This window comes from Ruegeria sp. CDSA034, from assembly GCF_059612275.1.
In genome coordinates this window covers 397,748-423,376 of sequence record NZ_JBXWQH010000001.1, presented here as the reverse complement: position 1 = coordinate 423,376, position 25,629 = coordinate 397,748, and the positions used below count along the sequence as shown (strand labels likewise).

General features: G+C 57.4%; 24 protein-coding genes and 1 tRNA gene. 17 read left to right on the top strand and 8 right to left on the bottom strand.

Annotated features, from left to right (window positions below; translation table 11 throughout):
- Window positions 1–292: 292 nt before the first annotated feature.
- Window positions 293–1,186 carry a tRNA (adenosine(37)-N6)-dimethylallyltransferase MiaA gene (miaA, locus tag AC2FLJ_RS02060; protein ID WP_496704323.1) on the bottom strand — a complete coding sequence of 298 codons (894 nt, stop codon included), beginning with the start codon at window positions 1,184–1,186 and terminating at the stop codon, window positions 293–295.
- A 97-nt stretch (window positions 1,187–1,283) separates the two neighbouring features.
- On the opposite strand from miaA, the gene pyrH reads away from it, so the two are divergent.
- The 9 genes from pyrH (at window position 1,284) to AC2FLJ_RS02015 (ending at window position 11,589) form a co-directional block, all read left to right on the top strand.
- Entirely contained in the window at window positions 1,284–2,036 is a 753-nt protein-coding gene (gene pyrH, locus AC2FLJ_RS02055) for a UMP kinase (protein WP_109312162.1), read from the top strand.
- A gap of 251 nt (window positions 2,037–2,287) precedes the next feature.
- A complete protein-coding gene (locus AC2FLJ_RS02050; RefSeq protein ID WP_496704322.1) occupies window positions 2,288–3,514 on the top strand; it encodes an aminotransferase class V-fold PLP-dependent enzyme in 1,227 nt (408 codons plus the stop codon).
- 54 nt (window positions 3,515–3,568) lie between these two features.
- Window positions 3,569–4,993, top strand: a complete 1,425-nt coding sequence (locus AC2FLJ_RS02045) for a cryptochrome/photolyase family protein (RefSeq protein WP_496704321.1) — start codon at window positions 3,569–3,571, stop codon at window positions 4,991–4,993.
- A gap of 69 nt (window positions 4,994–5,062) precedes the next feature.
- A complete protein-coding gene (locus AC2FLJ_RS02040; protein ID WP_496695232.1) occupies window positions 5,063–6,271 on the top strand; it encodes a class I SAM-dependent methyltransferase in 1,209 nt (402 codons plus the stop codon).
- A gap of 16 nt (window positions 6,272–6,287) precedes the next feature.
- Window positions 6,288–6,728: a TrgA family protein gene (locus AC2FLJ_RS02035; RefSeq protein ID WP_058273774.1), complete on the top strand. Its 441-nt coding sequence runs from the start codon at window positions 6,288–6,290 to the stop codon at window positions 6,726–6,728.
- A 32-nt stretch (window positions 6,729–6,760) separates the two neighbouring features.
- On the top strand, window positions 6,761–7,876 hold the full coding sequence (locus AC2FLJ_RS02030) for an NUDIX domain-containing protein (RefSeq protein WP_496695234.1): 1,116 nt from the start codon (window positions 6,761–6,763) through the stop codon (window positions 7,874–7,876).
- A gap of 69 nt (window positions 7,877–7,945) precedes the next feature.
- Complete coding sequence (locus AC2FLJ_RS02025) at window positions 7,946–8,980, top strand: cysteine synthase A (RefSeq protein WP_108858796.1); 1,035 nt, start codon at window positions 7,946–7,948, stop codon at window positions 8,978–8,980.
- Entirely contained in the window at window positions 8,980–11,409 is a 2,430-nt protein-coding gene (locus AC2FLJ_RS02020; protein ID WP_496695236.1) for a DUF3772 domain-containing protein, read from the top strand. Before AC2FLJ_RS02025 ends, AC2FLJ_RS02020 begins: the two co-directional genes overlap by 1 nt.
- A gap of 90 nt (window positions 11,410–11,499) precedes the next feature.
- Window positions 11,500–11,589: transfer RNA gene (locus tag AC2FLJ_RS02015), tRNA-Ser, on the top strand.
- Between the two features lie 46 nt (window positions 11,590–11,635).
- On the opposite strand, the gene AC2FLJ_RS02010 is transcribed toward AC2FLJ_RS02015, so the two are convergent.
- Entirely contained in the window at window positions 11,636–12,667 is a 1,032-nt protein-coding gene (locus tag AC2FLJ_RS02010) for an AbrB family transcriptional regulator (protein ID WP_496704488.1), read from the bottom strand.
- 107 nt (window positions 12,668–12,774) lie between these two features.
- Between AC2FLJ_RS02010 and AC2FLJ_RS02005 the strand changes: the two genes are divergently transcribed.
- A complete protein-coding gene (locus AC2FLJ_RS02005; RefSeq protein ID WP_496704320.1) occupies window positions 12,775–13,455 on the top strand; it encodes a GntR family transcriptional regulator in 681 nt (226 codons plus the stop codon).
- Between the two features lie 129 nt (window positions 13,456–13,584).
- Here the strand turns inward: AC2FLJ_RS02005 and AC2FLJ_RS02000 are convergent, their stop codons facing one another.
- A complete protein-coding gene (locus AC2FLJ_RS02000) occupies window positions 13,585–14,496 on the bottom strand; it encodes a LysR family transcriptional regulator (protein ID WP_496704319.1) in 912 nt (303 codons plus the stop codon).
- A gap of 73 nt (window positions 14,497–14,569) precedes the next feature.
- On the opposite strand from AC2FLJ_RS02000, the gene AC2FLJ_RS01995 reads away from it, so the two are divergent.
- Genes AC2FLJ_RS01995 through AC2FLJ_RS01985 form a run of 3 tightly spaced genes read left to right on the top strand, consistent with a single transcriptional unit; the run spans window position 14,570 to window position 16,217 of the window.
- Entirely contained in the window at window positions 14,570–14,911 is a 342-nt protein-coding gene (locus AC2FLJ_RS01995) for a hypothetical protein (RefSeq protein WP_496695244.1), read from the top strand.
- Window positions 14,912–14,914: 3 nt separating this feature from the next.
- Window positions 14,915–15,169, top strand: coding sequence for a hypothetical protein (locus tag AC2FLJ_RS01990; protein ID WP_108858788.1), 255 nt, complete (start codon window positions 14,915–14,917; stop codon window positions 15,167–15,169).
- A gap of 43 nt (window positions 15,170–15,212) precedes the next feature.
- Window positions 15,213–16,217, top strand: coding sequence for a GlxA family transcriptional regulator (locus tag AC2FLJ_RS01985; RefSeq protein WP_496695246.1), 1,005 nt, complete (start codon window positions 15,213–15,215; stop codon window positions 16,215–16,217).
- Window positions 16,218–16,224: 7 nt separating this feature from the next.
- Here AC2FLJ_RS01985 and AC2FLJ_RS01980 read toward each other — a convergent pair whose 3' ends face one another.
- The 5 genes from AC2FLJ_RS01980 to AC2FLJ_RS01960 form a co-directional block, all read right to left on the bottom strand.
- Window positions 16,225–16,785: a sarcosine oxidase subunit gamma gene (locus AC2FLJ_RS01980; RefSeq protein ID WP_496695248.1), complete on the bottom strand. Its 561-nt coding sequence runs from the start codon at window positions 16,783–16,785 to the stop codon at window positions 16,225–16,227.
- Complete coding sequence (locus AC2FLJ_RS01975; RefSeq protein WP_496704318.1) at window positions 16,778–19,723, bottom strand: sarcosine oxidase subunit alpha family protein; 2,946 nt, start codon at window positions 19,721–19,723, stop codon at window positions 16,778–16,780. Before AC2FLJ_RS01975 ends, AC2FLJ_RS01980 begins: the two co-directional genes overlap by 8 nt.
- On the bottom strand, window positions 19,720–20,007 hold the full coding sequence (locus AC2FLJ_RS01970) for a sarcosine oxidase subunit delta (RefSeq protein ID WP_496704317.1): 288 nt from the start codon (window positions 20,005–20,007) through the stop codon (window positions 19,720–19,722). The genes AC2FLJ_RS01975 and AC2FLJ_RS01970 overlap by 4 nt, the downstream gene beginning before the upstream one ends.
- Window positions 20,008–20,020: 13 nt before the next feature.
- Window positions 20,021–21,271 (bottom strand): sarcosine oxidase subunit beta family protein, encoded by a 1,251-nt coding sequence (locus AC2FLJ_RS01965; protein ID WP_496704316.1) that lies wholly within the window; start codon window positions 21,269–21,271, stop codon window positions 20,021–20,023.
- Window positions 21,272–21,348: 77 nt separating this feature from the next.
- A complete protein-coding gene (locus tag AC2FLJ_RS01960) occupies window positions 21,349–22,212 on the bottom strand; it encodes a LysR family transcriptional regulator (protein WP_496704315.1) in 864 nt (287 codons plus the stop codon).
- Between the two features lie 107 nt (window positions 22,213–22,319).
- Here AC2FLJ_RS01960 and AC2FLJ_RS01955 point away from each other — a divergent pair, with 107 nt between their 5' ends.
- From AC2FLJ_RS01955 to AC2FLJ_RS01940, 4 genes are read left to right on the top strand one after another with little or no spacing between them, the layout of a single operon-like run.
- Window positions 22,320–22,919 carry an amino acid synthesis family protein gene (locus AC2FLJ_RS01955; protein ID WP_496704314.1) on the top strand — a complete coding sequence of 200 codons (600 nt, stop codon included), beginning with the start codon at window positions 22,320–22,322 and terminating at the stop codon, window positions 22,917–22,919.
- Complete coding sequence (locus AC2FLJ_RS01950; RefSeq protein WP_496704313.1) at window positions 22,891–23,670, top strand: alpha/beta fold hydrolase; 780 nt, start codon at window positions 22,891–22,893, stop codon at window positions 23,668–23,670. Before AC2FLJ_RS01955 ends, AC2FLJ_RS01950 begins: the two co-directional genes overlap by 29 nt.
- A complete protein-coding gene (locus tag AC2FLJ_RS01945) occupies window positions 23,667–24,587 on the top strand; it encodes a flavin reductase family protein (RefSeq protein ID WP_496704312.1) in 921 nt (306 codons plus the stop codon). The genes AC2FLJ_RS01950 and AC2FLJ_RS01945 overlap by 4 nt, the downstream gene beginning before the upstream one ends.
- Entirely contained in the window at window positions 24,587–25,621 is a 1,035-nt protein-coding gene (locus AC2FLJ_RS01940) for an LLM class flavin-dependent oxidoreductase (RefSeq protein ID WP_282118595.1), read from the top strand. The genes AC2FLJ_RS01945 and AC2FLJ_RS01940 overlap by 1 nt, the downstream gene beginning before the upstream one ends.
- Window positions 25,622–25,629: the final 8 nt, after the last annotated feature.

Here is a 25,629-nt window from a genome sequence, read left to right as displayed (position 1 = left end):
TGAAGTGGCGAACCGCTCAGGCCGGAATGCTCAGGCCGGCAGGTTCATTGGTCTTCTGATCTCGGATTTCGGACATCCCCATGACCGACATTCGGCACCAGAATTTTGGTGAGGTCAATGTTCGAAATCGTCATTCGAGGTACAAAAACGACATTGACGGGCTGAGTTTAACGCTATCAGCTTTTTCAGCCCCAGGGGAATCCCTTGGCAGGTTCAGTTTCGCGCCAGTGGATTCGCCGCGAATTCTCTGCATGTGTGTTCGCGATCAGTGCGACTTCAACCGCATCAGGTATCACTTTGATAAATCAACCCGATTCCAGCTTTTCATGCGGGCGCGAAACCAGGTGCGCTGTCGTTTGGCGAATTGGCGGGTCGAGATCGTGGCCCGTTCGCGGGCCTCATCCAACATCATGGTGCCGTCGAAATAGGCCATCAACTCGGGTACTCCGATGGCTTTGAATGCCGGAAGCGACGGATCATAGCGGTCCCGCATCCTTTCAACCTCGGTCAATGCACCGGTGTCCAACATCAGGTCAAAGCGGCGCGTGATGCGGTCCAAAAGCCATTGTTTATCCACGTCGAAAACGATGGGCACTGTTTTCTTCACGTCCAAAACCGGGGGTGGTGTGGCGTCTTGCCAGTCACTGAGGTTTCGACCGGTGGCATTGTACACTTCCCATGCCCGCTGAACACGGGCGCGGTTTTGTGTGTCGATCCGGGCCAGTGTCTGCGCATCCACACCCGCGATCAGAGTCTGCAAGGTCAGGCTGTCCGCCTCGGCCCGGATTTCGGACGGTGTAGGTGGAATATCGGCCATACCTTCGGTCAGCGCAGAAAAATATAGGCCGGTGCCCCCTACAATAATGGGGCGTGCGCCGCCGGTCAGCAGCGGTTTCACCTCGCGCAGCCAATGGCCGGTGGAGTAGTCCTGATCATATGAGATATGTCCGTACAGAAGATGCGGCGCGCGGGCTTCCTCCTCAGCCGACGGACGGGCGGAAATTACGCGCCAGCAATCGTAGACCTGGCTGGCATCGGCATTCACGATGACGCCGCCGAACTGTTCGGCGATCAACAGGGCAAGGGCGGACTTTCCGGACGCGGTTGGACCGGCAATCAGAACAGGTTTCCCATCAGGAATGGGGGGCAGGCGGCCCAATATCTGCGATCTCGCGGGTTCGGTCATCTCGGACTGCCTTATTCCTTACCAATCGCATTGAACCTGCGGCGGTTTTGCTTCATTTTGCGCCTGAAAATAAACCCGTGCCAGCCCGGAGCGCAACATGACCATTTCCCCGACCACCGACACCGCCGAAATCACAAAGGCAAGGTATGATCGCGTAATGCTGAAAATCTCGGGCGAGGCGCTTATGGGCGATCAGGGGTTTGGCCTGCATCCGCCCACAGTTCAGCGCATCGCGCAAGAGATCAAATCTGTGCACGATTTGGGTGTCGAGATCTGCATGGTGATTGGCGGGGGCAACATCTTCCGCGGTCTCAGCGGATCGGCACAGGGGATGGAACGGACTACGGCTGATTACATGGGCATGCTGGCAACGGTCATGAACGCGCTGGGGATGCAGTCCGCGCTGGAAGAAATCGGCGTTTTCACCCGGGTAATCTCAGCCATCCGCATGGATGAGGTTTGCGAGCCCTACATTCGCCGTCGCGCCGTGCGCCACCTTGAGAAAAAACGGGTCTGCATCTTTGCTGCCGGAACCGGAAACCCGTATTTCACCACCGACACCGCCGCGACCCTGCGCGCCAACGAAATGGCGTGTCAGGCGATCTTCATGGGTAAAAATGGCGTCGATGGTGTTTATGACAAGGACCCCAAGGAACACGCGGATGCCGTGCGGTACGACACCGTCAGCTATGATGATGTTCTGGCCAAACGCCTGCGGGTCATGGACGCGTCGGCCATTGCGCTGGCGCGCGACAACAATCTGCCGTTGATTGTCTTCGGGCTGGACGAACCGGGCGGGTTCCGGGGCATTTTGGCCGGTGAGGGGACCTACACCAAAGTTCAGGGCTAAACCGCTTTACAGTTTGCTTAAAAGCCGGGTTTGGATGCCCGGCTTTTTTGTGCGCGTTTAGCAAACCTGAACGCTTGACGAACCATCTCAGTCCTTGCAATTTGACCGCGTTCCCGTGCCGGATCGGTAGCGGGGGCTGTCTGCGCCTATCGCGTGGACTGGGCTGGAAGACCTGCCATGATTTCTGAGGGTTTCGAAATCATGCTCGGACACCTCTTGAATGAACGCGCATGATCAAGGAGAGAAGTGCCATGAGCACTCTGGATATCAATTTTGTCCGGTCACAGTTTCCGGCCTTTTCCGAGCCCAGCCTGCAAGGGCAGGCATTCTTCGAAAACGCTGGTGGGTCATACACTTGCAAGCCGGTTCTCGACCGCCTGACGCGGTATTATACCCAGCGCAAAGTGCAACCCTATGCACCCTATGAGGCCAGCCGTCTTGCCGGCGAGGAAATGGACGAAGCCCGGGCACGCATGGCAGCCATATTGGGCGTCGAGACGGATGAGTTGAGCTTTGGCCCTTCGACCACGCAGAACACCTATGTTCTGGCGCAAGCTTTCCGCCAATGGATGCAACCGGGTGAGGCCATCATTGTCACCAATCAGGATCATGAGGCAAATTCAGGTCCGTGGCGGCGGCTAGCGGACGAGGGGATCGAAATCCGCGAATGGCAGATTGATCCCGAAACCGGGTCGTTGAATCCGATGGATCTGGAAAACCTATTGGATGAAAACGTGCGTCTGGTGTGTTTTCCCCATTGCTCGAACGTGATCGGAGAGATCAACCCGGTTACCGAGATCACCGCGATTGCCCATGCGGCGGGGGCATTTGTATGCGTTGACGGCGTATCCTATGCACCACACGGGTTTCCGAATGTTGGTGATCTGGGGCCGGATATCTATCTGTTTTCGGCCTACAAAACATATGGGCCGCATCAGGGTTGTATGGTCATCCGGCGTACGCTGGGGGAGATGCTGCCGAACCAGGGGCACTATTTCAACGGCGACGTGCTGTACCAACGGTTTACTCCGGCGGGACCGGACCATGCCCAGATTGCGGCCAGCGCGGGCATGGCGGATTATATTGATCTGCTGTGCGACCATCATAGCGGGCCAACCGGCGAAGCGGCCGAGCGTGGTTCATTCGCCCATGATCTGATGCGCTCGCACGAGGTCGCATTGCTGCAACCAGTTCTGGATGCGGTCAAAGACCGCAACGCCGTTCGCCTGATCGGAACATCCGATGCCAGCCACCGCGCGCCGACTGTGGCCCTGGCGCTGAACCGCAATGCCGAAGCGGTTGCCGCCGATCTGACTGGATATGGAATCATGGCCGGCGGAGGTGATTTCTATGCCGTGCGCCCGTTGACCGCGATGGGGGTTGATCCGGATCAGGGCGTGCTGCGGGTCAGTTTCACGCACTATACGTCTCAACAGGAAATTGATCAGCTTTTGAATGCACTAGACGACGTTTTGTGATCCAATTCCGCCTCTGCTTCGTAACCGAAGAAAGAAGAAAAGAGCAGGGCGGACATGGAACAGCAGCGGTCACCGATCATAATGTGGTTCCGACGGGATTTGCGCCTGTCGGATCACCCTGCACTGAGCGCCGCGCTTGAGAGCGGGCGACCGATCATACCAGTTTTCATTCTGGACCACACGGTCCAGGCTTTGGGCGCAGCGCCGAAATGGCGTCTTGGATTGGGCCTAAAGGCTTTTGCCCAGGCGCTAGAACAGGCTGGCGGGCGCCTGATCCTGCGGCATGGGGATGCGCTGACCGTTTTGCAGCAGCTTGTCGTCGAAACTGGTGCAAGCGATGTGTTTTGGTCTCGGGCCTATGACCCAGACGCCATTGCCAGAGATACGAAAGTCAAGACGGCTCTGACCGACCAGAGTATCACGGTTAAATCCTTCGCGGGCCATCTTTTGTTCGAACCTTGGACAGTTGCGACGAAAACAGGGCAGCCGTTCCGTGTGTTCACTCCAATGTGGCGTTCAGTGCGCAGCCGGGATGTTCCGGCCCCAAACAACGCTGTGTCTCATCTCATACCGCCCGCGATGTGGCCCGTTTCTGAAAACCTTGAGGATTGGCATCTGGGCGCGCAGATGCGCCGCGGAGCATCCGTGGTCACACCCCATGTCCGACCGGGCGAAACCGCAGCTTTTGAGGCGTTGCATCAATTTCTGGACCGCATCCCCGACTATTCAGATCACCGGGATCGTATGGACTTGGACGGAACATCCAACCTGTCCGAATATCTGTCTTTAGGTGAAATAGGCCCGCGCAGTGTCTGGCACGCAGTTCAGCGGGCCGGGATGACGGGAGTTCAGGGGGGCGAACCCTATTTGCGCCAATTGGTCTGGCGCGAGTTTGCTTATCACCTGATGTATCACACTCCATCCTTGCTCAGCGGTAATTGGAAGCCGGAGTGGGATAGATTTCCCTGGAATACTGATGCGGAGCAGCCCGAAGTTCTCGCGTGGAAGCAGGCGAAAACCGGCGTTCCGGGCGTCGATGCGGGGTTACGGCAGATGTATGTGACAGGGCGGATGCACAATCGGGCCCGGATGATCGTGGCGAGCTACCTGACCAAGCATCTCATGACGCATTGGAAAATTGGCATGGATTGGTTCGCGGATTGTCTGGTCGACTGGGATCCGGCGGCAAACGCTATGGGCTGGCAATGGGTTGCAGGGTCGGGGCCGGATGCCTCGCCATTCTTTCGCATCTTCAATCCGCATACCCAGCAGGAAAAATTCGATCCGCAATCGGACTTCGTTCGGCATTGGATTGCTGAGGGGCAGAGCAATCCACCAGCAACAGCACTGGCGTATTTTGATGCGGTTCCGAAGTCATGGAACCTCAGCCCACAGGACCCATACCCGCAACCCGTTGTCACTTTGGCAGCCGGTCGGGCGCGTGCATTGGCGGCCTATGAGGGCCGAAAAAACCAGTAACGAATTGAAAACTTGCCACAAACACAAACTCGGCCTAGCCTGTTTGCGCGGCCGCACAGAGGAGAGCGGATGACTTTGATGACCACCGAGGGGCAGAAAGACCTGCCCAGATACTTTGCGCAAGTATTCAAAATGGTTAGCCGGATGCAGTCTGGCCGATTGGACATCGGACTGCCGGATGGTCGTGTCTTCCGAACCGAGGGCACCAAACCCGGGCCGGTTGCGCGTGTGGATATCCACAATCCAGACGTTTTTGCCCGCCTGGTCCGTGAGGGTGAACTTGGTTTTTCCGACGCATATCTGGAAGGTGACTGGAGCACGCCGGACCTGCGATCCTTTATGGATCTGGTGCATATGGGTAATGAAACGGTCTACGACGATTTCACCGGCAAAGTCCTTGTGCAGATGTATGAGCGGTTACGGTTCTGGTTGCACCGCAATAACCGGACACAGGCCAAAAAGAACATCTCGTACCATTATGATCTGGGCAATGATTTCTATCGTTTGTGGCTTGATGACACGATGACCTATTCCAGCGCACTGTTCGAAACAGGGCAGGAAAGTCTGGAAAAGGCGCAAACCGCAAAATATGCCAGCATGGTCGATGAAATGGGTGCAAAACCCGGAGATCATATTCTTGAGATTGGCTGTGGCTGGGGTGGGTTCGCTGAATACGCTGCGAAAGAGCGTGGCCTGCGGGTCACAGGTCTGACGATCAGTCAAGAGCAGTTGAATTTTGCGAGGCAGCGTATTGAAAATGCTGGTCTTTCAGATTTGGTTGAATTCAAATTGCAGGATTACCGGGATGAGCGTGGCCAGTATGACGGAATTGCATCGATCGAGATGTTCGAAGCGGTAGGTCAAAAGTACTGGCCTGTGTATTTCGACACTGTGCGTGAGCGATTAAAACCCGGGGCGCAAGCGACGTTGCAAATTATCACTGTCGCGGATCATAGATGGGATGTGTATCGTAACGGTATTGATTTCATTCAGAAATATATTTTCCCGGGCGGCATGCTTCCGGCGCCTTCCATTTTGAAGGAACAAGTTGCTCAGGCGGGTTTGAAAGTCGTCAATTCGAAAGAATTCGGTAAAAGCTATGACCTGACCCTGCGCCGCTGGTATGACACGTTCAACGGCAAGTGGGACGAAATCTCGGAAATGGGCTTTGATGAGCGTTTTCGCCGCATGTGGAATTATTATTTGACCGCCTGCGGAGCAGCCTTTGACACCGGTAATTGCGATGTGACACAGATCACTATAGCGAAACCGAGTTAAGGAACGGACTTCAGAAATGCCCACTGCCCCCAAGCTTGTTTCTGGCTTATGCCTTTTGATCGTGGCGTTCTTAGTTTCGAGTATGGTCATCGAAAACGGTGATGAAGGTAAGAACTACGGTATGTTTACTTACGTAAACATGGCGTTGGGCGTGATTTGCGGTTGGTGGATCATGGGCAAGCGTGCCGGCCGGGGCTGGACGGCCGCAATCAACAACGGCTTGACCGGAATGGCGGCGCTGGTGTTCTGGGGCCTGTTTGTTCAGGGTGTAAACGAAATGCTCCGCTTGGCAATGCGCCATCGGTATGACGGCCCGTTCGAGGCGCTGATCTCCATCTTTAAAATCGGTGTTGAATATGGTCAGCAACTTGTGGTGCCCGAAATCTTGTGGACTTTGATCATTGGGGCTCTGATCACTGGGCTGGTCACCGAGGAAGCAGCCCGCCGGTGGCGGTGAGCTAACAACTTAAAGTACGAAAGAACCCAACAGTGTCAGATCTGTTCTTTTATGGCACGCTGCGGCACTTGCCATTGCTGGAGCTTGTCTTGGGACGTCCAGCGTCCGAACTTGAATTTGCCCAAGCCACTCTGAAAGATCATGCAGTCCATAGCGTGCAGGATCAGGCCTTTCCTATGATTGTTCATGAGGAAGGCAGTCTGGCCAAAGGGTTATTGCTCCGGGGATTGAGTGAGGAAGATCAGAACCGTTTGGTCTTCTACGAGGGTGGCTTTGATTACGACCTGCGGGAGCAGACAGTTGATCTGGCCGACGGGTCGATATCGCAAGCCCTTGTGTTCTACCCTGAGCCGGGGCTTTGGAACCGCGGCGGTCTCTGGTCGCTGCAGGGCTGGTTGGATGAGTGGGGCGCGATGACGATGCTCGCCGCGCAAGAGGTTATGGGTTTTTACGGCAAGGTTGATGCGGAACAAATTGCGCGAAGCTTTCCGTCGATCCGCACGCGAGCATGGGCAAAGCTGGCTGCCCGTCAACGTGCGACAGGTGATGCACGAGACACTGCCAAAGACGTCATCGTGCACGGTCGTAAACCGGCCTATGTCAATTATTTCGGGATGGAAGAAGTCGCATTGCAGCATCGCCAATACGATGGCTCGATGGGCAAAGTGCTGAACCGCAGCAGCCTGATGCAGGGCAGCGCCGTGATCGTCCTGCCATATGATCCCGTGCGCGACACGGTTTTGTTAGTCGAACAATTTAGGGCACCGATCTTTCTGGCTGAAGATCCTGAACCCTGGATGTGGGAGCCGGTCGCCGGGATGATCGACCCAGGCGAAACGCCGGAACAGGCGGCCCTGCGCGAGGCCGAAGAAGAAGCCCAGATTGCGCTGAACCGGCTGGAATATGCAGGCGGCGCGTATTCCTCCAGCGGGTCATCGACTGAGTATCTATACCTTTTTGTCGGGCTGGCTGATCTGACCATGACCATCGAAGATGGTGGGTTGGCAACGGAGGGTGAGGATATCCGAACCCAGATTCTGCCTTTCAGTGAATTCATGGACAGGGTTGACAGTCATGGGTTCAAGGATTTGCCGCTTTTGGCGGTGGCCCATTGGCTTGCACGTCACCGTGAGCGCCTGCGCGGGTGATTTTCGCCGCTTGTGGTCGTCGCGCACCACAGGTAAATCTGCGTTGATCCGAAATGAAATGAGGGCGCCATGCGCATTGCACGAGACCTTGCCGACGCAGTCGGAAAAACCCCGCTGATCCGCCTGCGTCGCATCAGCGAAGAGACCGGGTGCGAGATTCTCGGCAAGGCCGAATTCATGAACCCCGGCCAGTCGGTCAAGGATCGTGCGGCGCTCTACATCATCCGCGATGCCATTGCGCGTGGTGACCTGAAACCGGGCGGCACCATTGTCGAAGGTACGGCGGGTAACACCGGGATCGGTTTGGCGCTTGTTGGTGCGTCGATGGGGTTCAAGACCGTCATTGTCATCCCGGAAACGCAGTCCGAAGAGAAAAAGGACATGCTGCGACTAGCTGGGGCTCAGCTGGTTCAGGTTCCGGCCGCACCGTATCGCAACCCCAACAATTTCGTACACTATTCCCGTCGTTTGGCCGAAGAACTGGCGCAGACCGAGCCCAACGGCGCGATCTGGGCCAACCAGTTCGACAATGTTGCGAACCGTCAGGCGCATGTGGAAACGACCGGTCCCGAAATCTGGGAACAGACCGATGGCAAAGTTGACGGGTTCGTCTGTGCCGTGGGCTCGGGCGGTACATTGGCGGGCGTAGCGGACGCGTTGCAGCCCAAAGGCGTCAAGATCGGTCTGGTCGATCCGATGGGGGCTGGGCTGTATTCGTATTACACCACCGGCGAAATCGCGATGGAGGGCGGCTCGATCGCCGAAGGCATCGGTCAGGTGCGTATCACCAAGAACCTTGAGGGGTTCAAACCTGACTTTGCGTATCAGATGACGGATAACGAGGCGCTGCCTTACATCTTTGATCTGCTGCGCGATGAAGGCCTGGTCATGGGCGGTTCAACCGCCATTAACATGGCTGGTGCGGTACGTCTGGCCAAAGATCTGGGACCGGGCCACACCATCGTGACCATCCTGTGTGACTACGGAACTCGCTATCAGTCCAAGCTGTTCAACCCGGACTTTCTGCGTGAAAAGGAATTGCCTGTCCCGGACTGGATGACCGAAGCTCCACGCAGTATCCCCGGCGTTTTTGAGGACGTGTGATGCTGCGGCGTGTTCGCCTGTTCCTGACCCTTGTTGCGGTTTGTTTTGCGATAGTTTGCGGCCCCGCTGCCGCGCAGCTTACAGATCGTCAAAGCGAATACTATCAAGGCTGGGTCAAAACGGCGGACCGTGCCGAGACGGTAATCGAGGCCGATCGTGCGTCGAACGCTTCGCTCGAAAACCTGCGCTCAGAGATCAACGGCTATAGAGATGATTTCAATCGGGCACGCGGTGCAAACACCGAACGCATCCAGACGCTTGAAAATCAGATCAAGGCTCTTGGTGCTGCGCCCGAAGGCGACGCCACCGAACCGGAAGACATTGCCACACTACGAAAGCACCTAAACGAGCAGCTGAACAGTTTGCGCGTCCCGCAGATCATCTCAGAAGAGGCATTCAGCCGGGCCAATGGTCTGATATCCGAGATAGATAAACTTTTGCGGGACCGTCAGGCGAAAGAACTTTTAGAGCGCGGACCGTCGCCCCTGAACCCCTCCTACTGGCGACCGGCTTGGGTTGATGTGAACGAAGCTGCGCAAGCGTTGTTCAACGAAGCGCGTCGGAACCTGAAAACTGACGTGGTGCATGAACGATTGCGGTCCCGTGGGCTGGGAATTCTGGCCTTGGTTTTCGTCGCCGGCGTGCTGCTGTTTTACGGTAAGCGCTGGTCGGAAGCCGCTGGTGCGCGTCTGCGAGCACTTGGGGGGCAGGGAAGTGGCGTATGGACGTTCCTGACCTCGTTGCTGCGTATTATCCTCCCCTGGTTCGGCGTCTGGCTTCTGGTTCAGGCGGTTGTGATGACAGGTGTCCTGGGGCTGCGCGGGACGCTGTTGATGGAAAACGTGCCCTATTGGGCGGCGATCATCCTTTATTATGACTGGATTGGCCGACAGGTCTACGTGCTGCAAGCGGCGCAGGGGTTCAAAAAACTGTCCCGCCAGAAAGTCACTGAGTTACGCGTCTACCTCGATTTTCTTGCCGGGCTCCTGATCCTGCATGAACTGGTGAACCTGTTCGATCAGATCGAAAATATCTCGGATGCGACGCGCGCCGTCGTCGCCTTTCCGGTCATCGTCGCAACAGCTTTGATTCTTCTTCGCGTCCGTCGCGTCCGCAGTGTTGATGTCCCGGTCGATGCAGGTGAGCCGTCCGAAACGGCCCGCGCTGCCGGGTTCAGCCAACTGATCGAGTTCATTCGACGCGCTTTGTTCTTCCTGGGGATCGCCAGCCCGATTTTAGCGATGCTGGGGTATACGAATGCGGCTGAGGCAATCGTTTTCCCGGCCGTGCGTTCATTGGTTCTTATTGCAGCGCTGGTCATCGTCCAACGCTTCCTGACGTCTGTTTACGGCTGGCTTGGCGGGCAGGGCGATAAGGCCAAGGACTCGCTGTTTTCGGTTCTCATCGGCTTTGCAATGGCCATTGTGGCTATGCCCGTGCTCGCGCTGTATTGGGGTGCGCGTCAAACCGACCTGCAGGAAGTCTGGTCGCGCCTGCTGCAGGGGTTTGACATTGGCGGGGTAACCATCTCGCCCAGCAACTTCTTTACGTTCCTTGTCATATTTGCCATCGGCTATGGCCTGACGCGGATGCTGCAAAGCGGGCTGCGCAATTCTCTGTTGCCAAAGACCAGCATTGATCCAGGCGGGCAAAACGCGATTGTTTCGGGCACCGGGTATGTCGGTATTTTCCTGGCCGCGCTGGTTGCGATAACGATTGCCGGTTTCAACCTGTCATCGCTGGCTATTGTTGCCGGTGCGTTGTCAGTCGGGATCGGCTTTGGTCTGCAAACCATCGTGTCGAACTTTGTGTCGGGCATTATCCTGTTGGTCGAACGCCCAATCTCGAAAGGGGATTGGATCGACGTGAATGGGATGATGGGGTACGTCCGTGATATTTCCGTCCGGTCCACGCGGATCGAGACGTTTGACCGAACGGATGTGATCGTTCCGAACTCGGATCTGATCAGCGGCGTTGTCACGAACTATACACGCGGCAATACGATCGGGCGGGTGATTGTACCGGTCGGGGTCGCCTATGGGACTGATACCCGGTTGGTGGAAAAAATCCTGGGTGAGATTGCGAATGCGCATCCGATGGTTTTGGCGAATCCAGCACCCAGTGTGGTGTTCCAGGGGTTTGGTGCAGATTCGCTGGACTTTGAAATCCGGGCCATCCTGCGCGATGTGAACTGGGTGTTGTCGGTCAAATCCGACATGAACCACGAGATCAACCGGCGCTTCGTCGACGAGGGGATCGAGATCCCGTTTGCACAACGCGATCTCTGGTTGCGTAACCCCGAGGCGTTGCAGGGCAGCGAAGCCCAACCCAGCAAGAACACCGACGAAATACCGTCCACAAAGCCATCCACAAATCCTGTCGAGATGACCGAGGGCGATTTGGCTGATGGTGACGGCGACGAGATTTAAACGCCTTTGCAAGGCTTTCGATTTCAGGTGAAATTTCACCTCAATGGGGCCTTGCAAATCCCTCGGCGATAGTTCAAATAACGCCGGCACGGAGAGGTGGCCGAGTGGTCGAAGGCGCACGCCTGGAAAGTGTGTAGGCGGGAGACCGTCTCCAGGGTTCGAATCCCTGTCTCTCCGCCACAATCCCCTATCAACATTCATCCAGCCGCGTTTGGACGTGAATCCGTCAATCCCTGGATTTCGACCAGCGCAGAAGTAGGTTGGCCGCGATTGGCGCGCCGATGATCACGACGACAATGCGCGCCAGGTGGTGTGTGACCACATACCCCAGATCCGCCCCCGATACGATGGCCAGCACCGTCATCTCTGCCTGACCGCCCGGTGAAAAAGCTAGAAAGGCTTCGACCGGACGGCCCAGCCCCAGCGTGGTGACCACTGCCGTGAAAGCAGCGGCCAGAACGGCCAGCAAGATGACATAGGTGAAGCCAGCCGCCACGACGCGTCTAAGTTCCGACCAGGTGACACCCACGAACTTGACGCCGATCCCACAGCCGATGAAGAACTGGGCGAACAGGATCGCCTCGCGCGGGGGGCGGGTATGGATGAAATCCCCAAGCGACAAGGCCGCTGTCAGGATTAATGGCCCAAGAATTGAAGCACCGAAAAGCCCGATCTTCTCTCCACCTTTCCAGCCGACAAAAGCTGCGACCGCCATGAGTATCAGTTCATGCAAGGGGAGGGCCGAGGCAGGTTCGCCCAACGGGTTGGTCAGCTCGGCACCGTAAAACAAAGTCAGGAACAAAGGGGCAAGGGTGACGATAATCAATACGCGCGTCCCGTGGATTAGGGACAGGGTTCGCGGATTGGCACCGGCCTCGGCTCCAAAGATAACCATGTCCTGAAACCCTCCCGGCATGGCCGCAAAAAACGCAGTTTTGTCGTCAAAGCCCCAAAATTTACGAAAGAACGGCACACCAACCATTGCAATCAGCAGGATAAATACCGGTATCAGCAAAAGGGACGCCGCCATCTTTGGAAGTTCTGCGAACAGGCTGGGTGTGATTGATGCCCCAACCGCGACGCCAAGGATGGTTCTGGACCCGACCGAGATTTGCCCGAAATCCCGCATGGGTGCGTGTGCCAAAGCTGCAATCAAACACGCTGACATCGGCCCGAACAGAAAGGGCAGCGGCAGGTTCAACGCCCAAAAAACTGCAGTTCCCAACATAGCCAATATCAGCGTGACTGACCGTTGCATCAGCGGCGACAAATGAAGGCTTGAAACGGTCAAGGATAGTGTCCGATTTCGTTGACGAAAGCATGTATCCAAATGTATACAAAGAGACGCAATATGCAAGATTGAGAATGATGAAAACTCAAGAAGATCCTAATCAGACCGGCCCGCAGGGGAATTCCGCTTATCAGCGCTTGCTGGATGAAATTCGCGAGGGTGTTTTGTTACCTGGTGAACGTCTGAGAGAGATCGAGCTGTCCGAAAGATTGGGTGTCAGCCGAACACCTGTGCGCGAAGCGATACGGCAACTCGAAGCAGATGGGTTGGTGACGCATGTCCCTAGGCTGGGCGCAACGGTTCGCAGTCTGAGTTATTCGGAAGTCATGGAACTTTATGAAATGCGCGCCGTACTTGAAGGAACAGCGGCACGGTTGGCCGCACGCGCGGCTTCGGATGTGGAACTGGACGAACTTAATGTCCTGAACGATCGCCTTGCCGAGGCTGGCACCGGTCCGGTGGCCGCTCAGTTGAACCGTATTTTCCATGCCACGCTGTTGGATGCCGCCAAAAACCGCTTTCTCACAAAGTCGATGTTATCGCTGCAAAAGGCGCTGTTGATATTGGGTCCATCCCAAATGCTGGATGGTCAGCGCGCAGACGATGCCGCGGGTGAGCATCGCCGTGTGATGGAAGCCTTGCAGGCCCGCGACGGCGACGCAGCCGAGCTGGCGATGCGCGCCCATGTTCATGCGGCCCAGCGGATGCGTATCCGCGCGTTGCAGAAACGGGACCGCGCAATTGATCAGGCCTGACCTGAGGAGCTGATTGTCCTAACTCTCGGTCTTTGGTTCCTTCACCAAACCACTCCTCCTATCCGCAGAAGTCGACGAAAAACCCGACTATCGTGGAGGTCGTTGTTTAGGCTCTTCCGGTACAAACACTCAGCTGACCACTTTCAAAGGGTTGGCGCCTTCAACCTCGCGGCTAATCTCTTGTACCAGCGCCATCGCGGCAGGGTTTCGGCGCTTAACATGCATACGCGCGACAAAAACGATGGCCGGGGGATCGGGGAACACGCCTTTGATCACCTCTATGTCCGGTGTGACATGCATTCCATTCAACAGGGCGACGCCCAAACCGGACCGCACGGCCGACTGAATGCCAGTGGCGCTTGGGCATTCTAATACGTTGTCGAAGCGGTGCCCTTGCAGCTGCCCATCTCCGAAGCCCCATTTGCGATAGAAACATTGGCTGTCGAAGGACAGAAAGGGAACAGGTGCTGTCGTATCCAGTTGGAAATCCGGGGATTTTACCCAGTGCAGAGTGTCCTCGAACAAGATCAGGTCATCTGGCCGCGTATCGTGCCGAAAGATTTGCATGACGGCGACATCCAACTCTCCGGCCTTCAACCACTCTTGCACGTTCAGACTTTGACTGGTGCGTGTTCGGACCTGAACGTCCGGGTAAAGCCGTGTGAAACGACCCAATATGCGGGCGATGTCGCTGGTTGCCGTGTCTTCGGTCATGCCCAGCCGGAGTGCGCCGGCCAAGGGTTTCTTGCCCAAACTGGCCAACGCCTCATCGTGCAGGGCACATATTCGACTGGCATAGTCGCACAGGCGCAGACCGGTATTTGTGAACAGAGGGCCACCGGGTCGGCGCGCCAGCAGATCGCAGTCCAGGGCTTGCTCTAACCGTCGGATTTTGTGGCTGACTGCCGATTGCGACAGCGCCAGATGCTCGGCCGCGCGCGTCACGCCGCCATGGGATGCGATGGCTAGAAGGGCGCGCAGAGCGTCAATTTCCAATCGGTCGGTCATTTGTGAAACCATGACATATTTTAATTGAGCCATGAATATCATTCATTTGTGTCACGCGCCAGTATTGAACTACTGGTCAGGAAATCCAAAGCTCAGGAGCATTCGCATGCCGCATCTCGTCCCGGATCACACAGTGATCAAAACCCCGCGGATAGTCCCCGGAACCCATGGGGAAGACGATCCGGTGGTTTTGATCCACAGCACATTTTCTTACATCCGGCGCGACGTGCTGCCTGTACGGGCTGCGGCGGGCAAGAGGGTACGCTTATTCGATCTGGCGCGTCTTGGTCAGTCTGAACGGCCTTGGGATCCGGCGCTTAATGGGTCGGTTACCGATCAAGTTCCCGTCGTTCACAAGTTGCCGAAAAACTGCGGTCAATCCCCGATAAATGATCAGCCCAAACAGACACCCGCGCCGCTGATCAATCTCCTGAAGCGAAAGGGCTGAGCTATGACGGATCAAATCAAAACCCGTGACCGGCGCGGTCTGACGACGGTATTCGAAATCACTGGATCGGTTCTGGCCATGGCCTATGCCTTGTTGATCGCGTCTAATACAGGGGCCGAGCTGTTCGGGTTTGCCCTGTTGTTACTGTCCTCGGGCCTGTTTGCGGCCTGGGCCGTGATTGATCGCCGCTGGACGTTCCTGTTGTTGCAGGGGTTCTATGCGGCCTCGGCGATCATCGGCTTGATCCGGTGGGCATGAACTTCGCATAGGGCAATTGCGGAAATCTTGTTAGAACAGCCTTATGCGCAATGAAGACAGAATCAAAATCGGCTTTTTGCTGTTCGACGGCTTTCCCATGGCTTGCCTGACCTCGGTGATCGAGCCGTTGCGGGCGGCCAATGAAATCGCCGGGCAAGAGGCGTTCTGCTGGTCCCTGCTGTCCGAGCGTCAACAGAAAGTACAATCCAGCGCAGGTGTCCGGTTCGAGGCCGAGAGATCTTTGGCCGACTGCAAGGATATCGACATTTTGTTCCTTCTCAGCAGCCCAACGTCCGGCTTTGACAACACAACCGTTGGCAACGGTGCTCTGCGCAGTCTCGGACGGCATGGCACCGTTTTGGGCGGGATTAGCGGTGGGGTTTTCCCATTGGTCCGGTCCGGGGTGATGGGGGGGCAACCTGTTTCCGTCCATTGGTGCTATGAGGCCGCATTTCTGGCTGAGTTTCCCGAAGTCGACTCGCGTAGCGAGGTGATCGTGAAAACGGCGACACGCTACACCGCAGCCGGTGCCGCTGCCGGGTTCGATCTGGCCCTGCATCTGATCGAGGATCGGCTGGGTGGCGAAGTCGCGCACGAGGTTGCCTGTTGGTTCCAACATCCGATGATGCGCGGGGCAGGTGTGCGGCAGCAGGTTCCTACCACGACCGCGCCGGAAACTGGCGACAGCCTGCCGCCGCTGGTGTCGCGCTGTGTCGACCTATTCTCGGGCCACATGAGCGAACCGATTTCCATCGCAGAGGCCGCACAGCAGATGGGGGTTACGCCGCGCCAGGTGGAACGTGCCTTTAAACAGGCGACAGGCCAAAGCCCCAGCCACTATTATCGCACAATGCGCATGAAGGCGGCGCGCCAGATGGTGGTCTATACCAAAGACCCAATCGCAGACATCGCGGCTGCGATCGGGTATGGTTCAGTGGCGCCGCTTGTGACGCATTACCGGTCGGCTTTTGGGCTAAGCCCCAGCGAAGATCGCCGTAGGATCAACCGCTTCCGCGTTGAAGGTAATGCGCCGCTGCCGTCAGTCTGACACTGCTTTACAGCGCCGAACGCATTGCAGTGACGATGGCATGGTGCAACGATCCGGCGGATGAACGAGGGCCATAAATGCTGAACGCCTCGTCTGACCGACAGAGAACAAAGCAGCCAACGTGGTGAATTGAGCAACGGGTGACGCTGCCCGCGTCCATTTTACGGAGATCCAGCATGCACAACAGCTCCAGCACTGCTGGTATTTGACCCCCATTCAGGTCGAACCGTGTCCAACCGTCGGTCTGTTCTGTCACCGACGCGGTATCGCCCAAAGCGGACTTCACTTGATCAGTAAGCTCTTCGTGCGTGTCAAAAGGCGCCTCGATCATCCACTGATCCGGACCGGCCCAAAAGGCAGTGACAGTGTCACCGGCATGTTGGCCGATGCCAGGTGCAGGGGCACCGATCAGTTTTGCCAGGGCTTTGCTGGCTTTGGATTCCTGTCCCATCCGCGCGGCGACGGATGCCAGCGCGACGCCCGGAACTTCCCGGCACGTAACCCCGCCAACAGTGTCGACCTGCGGTTCGGACCCGCCCAATGCGGTTATTGCAACTAGATCATGCACGCAGACGCTCTCCTTCGGGGTCAACGAAATGGGCCGATACGATTTCGACCTCGACGGTCAGATCGGTCAATGGGGACACGAGGCGCATTTTCTCGCCCATCCGGTTTGCGCCATCCTTCAAAAGACCCAGCCCGATATTGCTGTTCAGAATAGGCGAATACGCAGCCGAAGTGACATAGCCCTGATCGTGCGCGGCATCCACCGGGCCGGTCGTGTTCATCAAATGGCCACCAGCGGTGACTTTCTCTTCGGGCGATACCGGTTTGATCCCGACCAGCCGCAGGACATCCGGTTCTACCAAGGCCTCTCGTTCGGACAGGGTCGATCCGATGCTGTCTTTCTTTTTCGACACCATCTTACCCAATCCAAGATTCAATGCCGTTGTGGTGCCGTTCAGCTCGTTGCCAGCCGCGTGGCCCTTTTCGATCCGCATGACGCCCAGCGCTTCGGTGCCGTAGGGGACCACGTCAAATTCTTCACCCTCGGTCATCAGACGCCGCATCAGCGCATCGCCATAGCGTGAGGGCACCGCGATTTCGAACGCCAACTCTCCCGAGAATGAGATCCGGAACAGCCGCGCGCGCAACCCGCCGCAGACTGTAATGTTGCCACAGCCCATGAACGGAAATGCCTCGTTTGAAATGTCGAATTCAGGGTCGACGATCTTTTGCAGCAGCTTGCGCGAATTGGGACCAGCGACAGCATATTGCGCCCAGGATTCCGTGGTCGAGATCAGCTGCACATCCATATCCGGGAACAGGCATTGGCGCACAAATTCCATGTGACGATAGACATTTACCGCGTTGGCCGTGGTCGTTGTAACGACAATATGATCCTCGGCCAGACGCGCGGCTGTGCCATCATCCATCACCATGCCGTCTTCGCGAAGCATCAGGCCATAGCGGGTTTTTCCCACGGGAAGCTTGGCGAAACCGTTCGCGTAGACGCGGTTCAGGAAATCAGCCGCGTCCGCGCCCTGCACGTCGATTTTTCCAAGTGTCGTACAGTCGCACACCCCGACGGACGCGCGGGTCTGGCGCACTTCACGGTCCACTGATTCACGCCAATGAGTCTCACCCGGAAGGGGGAACCATTGCGCGCGCAGCCAGTTGCCGACCTCGACAAACACAGCGCCCTTCTCCTTGGCCCAATAATGCGAGGGCGTCAGGCGCGTGGGGTGGAATTCTTGTCCCTTCATCCGACCGGCGAAGGTGCTGATCGGAACAGGCGTGTAAGGCGGGCGGAAAATGGTTGTCCCTGTTTCGGGGATCGTCTTTCCGGCCACCTCGGCCATGATCGCCAAAGCGCTGATGTTCGATGTCTTGCCCTGATCGGTCGCCATGCCAAGCGTGGTATAGCGTTTCAGGTGTTCAACTGACCGGAACCCTTCCTGATAGCTGAGTTTGACGTCCTTGACGGTCACGTCGTTTTGCTGGTCCAGCCATGCGCGTTTGCAGCTTTCAACATACCAGAACGGTTTCTGCGCGATTGGTGTATCCTCGGCCTCTGGCAGGTCGGGCTGAGCACCGCTTAGCTCCAGCGCTGCTGCAGCAGCTTCGGCACCGGATTGCAACGCGCCATGGGTGGACATCACCCCGTTCGCAGCGCCCGCCACCGATAGCCCGACAGGCAGATTTGAGCCGGGTACAAAGGCGGCCAGATCGTTGTTCCAGACTGGACGCCCGCGCTGATGGCAGGTCAGGTGCACATTCGGGTTCCAACCCCCCGAAACGCCCAGCGCGCCGCATTCCAGCGTGCGGGTCGAGCCGTCGAGCAGGGCAACTTCGACAAAGGTCAGACCAAGGCGTCCCTTGGTATTCACAACCTGTGCGCCGCTCAGGACTTCGTAATCGTAGTTGACCGGAGCATCCTCACGCACATCGACAACGGCGCAAATGTGAACGCCCTTGGCATGCAGGTCGGCGGCGGTGCGATGACCGTCGTCGTTGTTGGTAAAGATCGCCACGCGCTGAGAGGCCGTGGCCGCGAACCGATTGGCATAGGTTCGCAACGCGCTGGACATCATGATGCCGGGGCGGTCGTTGTTTTCGAACGCAATCGGACGCTCGGTCGCGCCAACACACAGCAAGGCCTTCTTGGTGTAGATACGCCACAGGATCTGGCGCGGCTTACCGGCGGGCAGGGTGGCCACATGATCTCCGGTCCGTTCTACAGCGCCGTAGATGCCGTGGTCGAAGGCGCCGATGACAGTGGTTCTGGCCATCAGCCGGACGTTGGGCATGGATGACAGTTCCGCGACGGCCTGCGCCGCCCAATCGCTGCCGCTTTGATCTCCGACTGAGAATGTCTCGCTGTTCAGACGTCCGCCGAACCGAAAATCCTCATCAGCCAGAATAACGTCGGCACCCGCGCGCCCTGCGGTCAGGGCTGCCATCAAGCCCGATGGACCGGCACCGATGATCAGCAGATCACAGTGGCGGAACCCTTTGTCATATTCGTCGGGGTCAGCCTCCATCGACAAAGAGCCAAGGCCAGCGGCGCGGCGAATGATCGGCTCATAGATTTTTTCCCAAAAAGCGGCCGGCCACATGAAGGTCTTGTAGTAGAACCCGGCGGACAGGAAATTCGAGAACAGGTCGTTTACGCCAAGCGCATCGAATTTCAGGCTGGGCCAACGGTTCTGCGATTGCGCCTCAAGCCCGTCAAACATCTCGGTCGTTGTGGCCCGTGTGTTGGGTTCCTGCCGGTTGCCGGAGCGCAGCTCGACAATGCCATTGGGTTCCTCGGATCCGGCAGTCAGCAGGCCGCGCGGGCGGTGATACTTGAACGAGCGTCCGATCAATCGCACGTCATTGGCCAGCAAAGCCGAAGCCAGCGTATCGCCGGGATGGGCGGTATAGTTGCGGTTGTCGAACCGGAAGTTCACTGTTGTGTTGCGGTCGATCTGGCCACCGCTCAGTCTGTTGGATTGCGTCATTTGGATCGTCCCCGCGCGCGGGCCACATCGCGGGCCAGTTCCACCTTGGAAATCTCATGTGTGGTGGTGTCACGGGTCACGACCAGCCAGGATCGGTCGCCAGCCTCGTGAAACCACAACTCCTGATGCTTGCCTGCGGGGTTGTCGCGCAAGTAGCCGTATTCATAGAACGCTTCGGCCGCGTTTTCGGCCTGCCAGTCCGGGCGGTTGATCAGTGACGCGTCACCTAGATAGGTGAATTCAGATGCGTCGCGCGGGCCCAGAAGGGGATGGTTGATAATCATTCTCGTGCTCCGCTCAATGCAGGTTGGGCTGGTTGCCCACGCCTTTTTCGTCGATCATCCGGCCCGTGCGGAACCGGTCGAAGCGATAGGCCGTGGCGGTAGAGTGCGGTTCGTCCTTCGCCAGAAGATGCGCAAAACAGTAACCGGACGCCGGGGTCGCCTTGAATCCGCCGTAGCACCAGCCACCATTGAAATAGAGCCCCTCGACGGGTGTGCGGTCGATGATGGGAGAGCCATCCATAGACATGTCCATAACGCCGCCCCACATGCGCAGCAGACGGGCGCGCCCGATCATCGGCATCAATGAGACGCCGCCTTCGCAGACATCCTCGACCACAGGCAGATTTCCACGTTGGGCGTAGGTGTTATAGCCGTCGATATCGCCGCCAAAGACCAACCCGCCTTTGTCGGACTGGCTGACATAGAAATGTCCGGCCCCATAGGTGATGACGCTGGGCAGAACGGGCTTCAGACCTTCGGACACAAAGGCCTGCAACACGTGGCTTTCAATCGGCAGTCGCATGCCCGCCATGTTCATCACCCGGCCCGAGTTACCGGCAACAGCGCAGCCGACTTTGTTAGCCCCGATAAAGCCCTTTGAGGTCTCGACACCCAGACATTTGCCGTTCTCGATACGCAGACCAGTGACTTCGCAATTCTGGATGATGTCGACACCGTGGCTGTCCGCGGACCGGGCAAAGCCCCAGGCCACCGCATCATGGCGCGCGGTGCCGCCCCGCCGCTGGGCCAGACCGCCTTTGATCGGGAAACGCGCATCGTCGAAATTCAGATAGGGGTGTTCTTTGCGTATCTGATCGGCATCCAGCAATTCGGCATCTGCACCGTGCAGGATCATCGCATTGCCGCGCCGCGTATAAGCGTCGCGCTGACCATCCGTGTGGAACAGGTTGAGTATTCCGCGCTGGCTCATCATGGCGTTGTAGTTCAGGTCTTGTTCAAGCCCTTCCCACAGTTTCATCGAGAATTCATAGAACGGCTCATTCCCGTCCAGCATGTAGTTCGAGCGCACGATCGTTGTATTCCGCCCGACATTGCCTCCGCCGATCCAGCCCTTTTCGACAACCGCGACATTGCGATGACCGTAGACCTTGGACAGATAATGGGCCGTCGCCAGCCCATGACCACCACCGCCTATGACGATAATGTCGTAATGAGCTTTGGGTTCGGGGTCACGCCAGACCGGTTTCCACCCTTTGTGGCCGGTAAGCGCCTCTTTGATGACTCGAAAGCCTGAATATCGCATGAATCGGACCTTTTTTGCCAGAATTCACTATTTTCCTGCTCAGCGATATCCTCAGATGCGACATTGGTGTGTCTGAATCAGACCCTTTGGTGTGACGAGCCGGGAACCAATTGTGAAAACCATGATACAAAGGCGTCAACCTCGGGTGATGCGCGCTGCACGGCCAGAAAGTACCCTTCGGCCGCTGGAGCAGTCTCATCGAAAGCACGCGCGACCTGTCCGGTCTGCAGAGCGTGATCGGCGATAAGTGCATTCACCAAGGCCACGCCGTTCCCGGAAGCGGCCAATTGCAAGGCGAGCCCGTAAGAATCGACATAATAGGCCGGGGTATGGATTTTATGACCGGTGACTTCCGCCCAGGTGGACCAGTTGTCTGACGTTCCCACGGCCTCGATCAACGGCAAGTCTTGAAAAGCGCCAACCAAGCCAGGTGCTTTTACCGCGATCAGGTCATTCGGCAGTAACGGTTTTGCATCCCGCCCGACTTGTTTTTCCGACCCGAACCGGATTTCAACATCGGCGCGCAGGGCCGAGTATTCATCGGGCCAGATCGTGCTGACAAAGCGAATGGACGTATCTGGGTTTTGGACGCGAAACTGGGGCAGGGCAGGGAAAATCAACCATTCGATGATGCTGATCGACGCCGCCACAGTGACGTGTCTGGCCCGTTCCTCTGCCAAATACGGAGAGGCGGCGGATTGCAGCAATTGCAGTGCGGCTTCGACCTGCGGCAGCAGCTTTCGGCCTTCATCCGTCAAGGAAAGACCGCGCGGATGCCGATGAAACAGGACGACGCCCAACCGGGATTCCAGCGACCTGATTTGCTGGCTTACGGCGGATTGGGTCAATCCGATTTCATCCGCCGCAGCTGTTGAGCTTAGCCTTCGGGCCGCGGCCTCGAAAGACCTGAACCATGTAAGGGGGGGCAGTGTTTTGGGCATGTGCAACCGACCTAGTAGCTTTGTTAATACCTAAGACCCAACTTCTTTCGTTTGTCAAAGTGCCGGCCAATCAAAGATATTTCTCGTACTCAAGATTGGGGGATATAGTGCAGCCGGAAATTCGTAAAATAGTGACCTTCGACGAAGAAGTTCTGATCGAAGGATATCGCAAAGCCGAACGGCCGTGGCGCATGTTTGCTGTAGCAGCGGTTGTTACCAACCCCTGGGCCGGACGTTTCGTCGAAGATCTGCGGCCCGAAATTTTGGCCTATGGCCCAATCCTGGGCCAAGAGTTGACCGACAGGATGATCGCGCTGGCCGGAAGCGGCGAGGCGATTGAGGCCTACGGCAAGGCTGCGGTTGTGGGGCTGGACGGAGAGGTCGAGCATGCTTCGGGCCTGATCCACACGCTGCATTTCGGAAACATCTTCCGGCAGGCGGTTGACGCCAAGTCCTATCTTTCATTCACCAACACCCGAGGCCCGGCGAACACACCGATCATGGTGCCTATGATGGACAAGAATGATGCGGGCCGCCGGTCACACTATCTGACGCTGCAATTCGCCATCCCCGACGCGCCCCGTGCGGATGAGATCGTCGTGGTTTTGGGCGGAGCAACCTCGGGCCGTCCGCATCATCGCATCGGCGACCGTTATCAGGACTTGAAGGATCTGGGCCATGACGTGGACAACCCGGCCTCGGTCTGACATCGGCGGGCTCGCCGCTATAGACGAAGGTGAAGGCCCGCTTGTGGTTCTGCTCCATGGCGTTGGCCTGAGGGCCGAAGCCTGGGGCGCGCAAATCGATGCGCTGTCTGCCGCCGGGTATCGTGTTCTGTGTCCGGATATGCCCGGGCACGGAAAAACCCAGTTTCAAGGTGCTATGGGGCTGGATGGGTACGCCAACCCGATCGCGGCCCGATTGACCGAGCCTGCTGTTCTGATTGGGCATTCCATGGGAGCTTTGATCGCTTTGGACATTGCGGCATCGGGGCATGATCAGGTGAGAGGCGTTGCCGCGTTGAACGCAATTTACCGCCGAACCCCCGAAGCGCGTGCGGCTGTCACGACCCGCGCGGCGGCACTGGATGCTGCGGCCATAAACGATCCCACCGTGACTTTGCAGCGTTGGTTCGGCGATCAGGTTTCAGAAGAAGGCGAAGCCTGTTCGCGTTGGCTGAAAGATGTCCACCCGGGCGCATACAAAGCGGCCTATTCCATCTTCGCCGAAAGCGATGGCCCGACTGACGCACAGCTGGGGCAAATCAAATGCCCGGCACTGTTTATGACGGGCGGGGATGAGCCAAATTCCACACCGGGCATGTCACAGGGCATGGCGCAGAAGGTGACAAATGGGCGGGTAGAGATAATCCCAAATGCTGCCCACATGATGCCCATGACGCACCCGGTTGACGTTAACGCCAATTTGCTTGAGTTCGTTCGGAGGTGCCTGCCATGACCGAGATTGACACCCGCGCCCTGCGTGATGCATTTGGCAACTTCATGACCGGTGTAACGGTTGTGACGACCCGCGACGCCTCTGGAAACCCGGTCGGGTTCACGGCGAATTCCTTCACGTCCGTGTCGCTTGATCCGCCTTTGCTGTTGGTCTGCCCCGGCAAGTTTCTGTCCAGCCACGATACCTTTGCCGGATGCTTGCATTTTGCGGTGAATGTTCTGGCAGATGGGCAGCAGGGCGTCTCGAATACCTTCGCAAGTTTCAAGGGCGACCGATTTGGTCGGGTGGCGCATCGCGACGGAGCCAATGGCATGCCGCTGATCGACGGGGCGCTGGCGCAGTTCAGCTGTGAAACGCATCAGGCGCTGCCCGCAGGCGACCACACGGTTCTGATTGGCCGTGTCACAGAGTTCACCCATATTGGCGGAAACGGTTTGGGTTACGTGAACGGATCGTACTTCAGTCTTGAGCTCGAGCGTGAGATGGACGCGCAGGTTCCAACAATCTGCGGCGCGATTGTCGCATCGAGTGGCAAAGTTCTTCTGGAACGCCACGAAGGCGCATTTCGCCCGGTTCAAATCGCCGGTGCGGAACCCGGAGGGCAACGCAACAGGCTGGCACAGGGCCTTGCCGATCGGGGCATTCAGGCGCAGATCGAACAGGTCTATTCTTCGTTCAACGATGCCGAAACGAACCTGCACTACACGTTCTTTCTGGCGTCTTGCGTTCAGAACATCCCGGTGGAAAATGCCGAATGGGTAGATATCGGCGATCTGGCTGATCTGACTTACGCCAGCAATAGCTTGCACCACATGATGACCCGCTACGCGCTTGAAGCCCGCGAAGGCGTTTTCGGGCTGTATCTCGGTGACGCCGAACGCGGCGAAATTCACAGTTTCGGTAAAGGAGCCATTTGATGGAGTTTTCACTGTTTGCCCACGTGGAACGTCTGACCCCGGATCAGCCTCACGATGTTCTGTATGATGAATTCGTGAGCCTGGTGAAGATGGCTGATGACGGGGGCATGCGGGCAGTTTGGACAGGTGAACATCATGGGATGGAGTTCACCATTGCCCCCAACCCGTTTCTGTCGCTGGTCGATCTGGCGCATCACACGCGCAATGTGCGGTTGGGCACCGGAACGGTAATTGCGCCGTTCTGGCATCCGATCAAACTGGCAGGTGAGGCCGCCGCAGCGGATCAGATGACGAAAGGGCGTATCGAGTTGGGGATCGCGCGCGGTGCGTATTCCTATGAATACGAACGTCTGATGCCGGGAATGGACGCTTGGGAGGCGGGGCAGCGCATGCGCGAGTCCACCCCGCTGTTGCCTCAGATCTGGAAGGGCGATTGTGCCCATGAAGGCGAGTTCTATGAGTTTCCGGCGGCAACTTCGGCACCGAAGCCATATCAGGAGGACGGCCCGCCAATCTGGATCGCAGCGCGGGATCCTAACAGCCACGAATTCGGCGTTCACAACGGATTCAATATTCAGGTCACCCCGCTGTGGCAGGGCATGGAAGAGATCGAGACCCTGATGGGGCGGTTCAACGATGCCTGTGACAGCTACGCGGGGCCGCGCCCCAAGATCATGCTGTTGCACCACACCTATGTCGGTAAAGATGACGACGATGTTGCGCAGGGCGTGCAAAATCTGCGCCGGTACTACAATTACTTTGGTGCATGGTTCATGAACAAACGGCCAGTTGAACAGGGCTTGATCAAGCCGATTACCGAAGCCGAGATGGACGCGAACCCGATGTATACCAAAGAAAATTTGGGCCGTGATCTGACAGTTGGGACTGCCCAACAGGTGATCGACCGGATCAAGCGCTATGAAGATCTGGGTTATGACGAGTTTTCGTTCTGGGTCGACAGCGGCATGACCAACGAACGTAAGCGTGCCTCTTTGGCGCGATTCATCGACGACGTGATGCCGGCATTTCAGTGAGGACCACC

Excerpts from the sequence above, each read along its gene's own strand:
- miaA (WP_496704323.1), bottom strand. The coding sequence starts at position 1,186 with ATGACCGAACCCGCGAGATCGCAGATATTGGGCCGCCTGCCCCCCATT.
- pyrH (WP_109312162.1), top strand. The coding sequence starts at position 1,284 with ATGACCATTTCCCCGACCACCGACACCGCCGAAATCACAAAGGCAAGG.
- AC2FLJ_RS02050 (WP_496704322.1), top strand. The coding sequence starts at position 2,288 with ATGAGCACTCTGGATATCAATTTTGTCCGGTCACAGTTTCCGGCCTTT.
- AC2FLJ_RS02045 (WP_496704321.1), top strand. The coding sequence starts at position 3,569 with ATGGAACAGCAGCGGTCACCGATCATAATGTGGTTCCGACGGGATTTG.
- AC2FLJ_RS02040 (WP_496695232.1), top strand. The coding sequence starts at position 5,063 with ATGACTTTGATGACCACCGAGGGGCAGAAAGACCTGCCCAGATACTTT.
- AC2FLJ_RS02035 (WP_058273774.1), top strand. The coding sequence starts at position 6,288 with ATGCCCACTGCCCCCAAGCTTGTTTCTGGCTTATGCCTTTTGATCGTG.
- AC2FLJ_RS02025 (WP_108858796.1), top strand. The coding sequence starts at position 7,946 with ATGCGCATTGCACGAGACCTTGCCGACGCAGTCGGAAAAACCCCGCTG.
- AC2FLJ_RS02020 (WP_496695236.1), top strand. The coding sequence starts at position 8,980 with ATGCTGCGGCGTGTTCGCCTGTTCCTGACCCTTGTTGCGGTTTGTTTT.
- AC2FLJ_RS02010 (WP_496704488.1), bottom strand. The coding sequence starts at position 12,667 with ATGCAACGGTCAGTCACGCTGATATTGGCTATGTTGGGAACTGCAGTT.
- AC2FLJ_RS02005 (WP_496704320.1), top strand. The coding sequence starts at position 12,775 with ATGATGAAAACTCAAGAAGATCCTAATCAGACCGGCCCGCAGGGGAAT.
- AC2FLJ_RS02000 (WP_496704319.1), bottom strand. The coding sequence starts at position 14,496 with ATGGCTCAATTAAAATATGTCATGGTTTCACAAATGACCGACCGATTG.
- AC2FLJ_RS01995 (WP_496695244.1), top strand. The coding sequence starts at position 14,570 with ATGCCGCATCTCGTCCCGGATCACACAGTGATCAAAACCCCGCGGATA.
- AC2FLJ_RS01990 (WP_108858788.1), top strand. The coding sequence starts at position 14,915 with ATGACGGATCAAATCAAAACCCGTGACCGGCGCGGTCTGACGACGGTA.
- AC2FLJ_RS01985 (WP_496695246.1), top strand. The coding sequence starts at position 15,213 with ATGCGCAATGAAGACAGAATCAAAATCGGCTTTTTGCTGTTCGACGGC.
- AC2FLJ_RS01975 (WP_496704318.1), bottom strand. The coding sequence starts at position 19,723 with ATGACGCAATCCAACAGACTGAGCGGTGGCCAGATCGACCGCAACACA.
- AC2FLJ_RS01970 (WP_496704317.1), bottom strand. The coding sequence starts at position 20,007 with ATGATTATCAACCATCCCCTTCTGGGCCCGCGCGACGCATCTGAATTC.
- AC2FLJ_RS01965 (WP_496704316.1), bottom strand. The coding sequence starts at position 21,271 with ATGCGATATTCAGGCTTTCGAGTCATCAAAGAGGCGCTTACCGGCCAC.
- AC2FLJ_RS01960 (WP_496704315.1), bottom strand. The coding sequence starts at position 22,212 with ATGCCCAAAACACTGCCCCCCCTTACATGGTTCAGGTCTTTCGAGGCC.
- AC2FLJ_RS01950 (WP_496704313.1), top strand. The coding sequence starts at position 22,891 with ATGACGTGGACAACCCGGCCTCGGTCTGACATCGGCGGGCTCGCCGCT.
- AC2FLJ_RS01945 (WP_496704312.1), top strand. The coding sequence starts at position 23,667 with ATGACCGAGATTGACACCCGCGCCCTGCGTGATGCATTTGGCAACTTC.
- AC2FLJ_RS01940 (WP_282118595.1), top strand. The coding sequence starts at position 24,587 with ATGGAGTTTTCACTGTTTGCCCACGTGGAACGTCTGACCCCGGATCAG.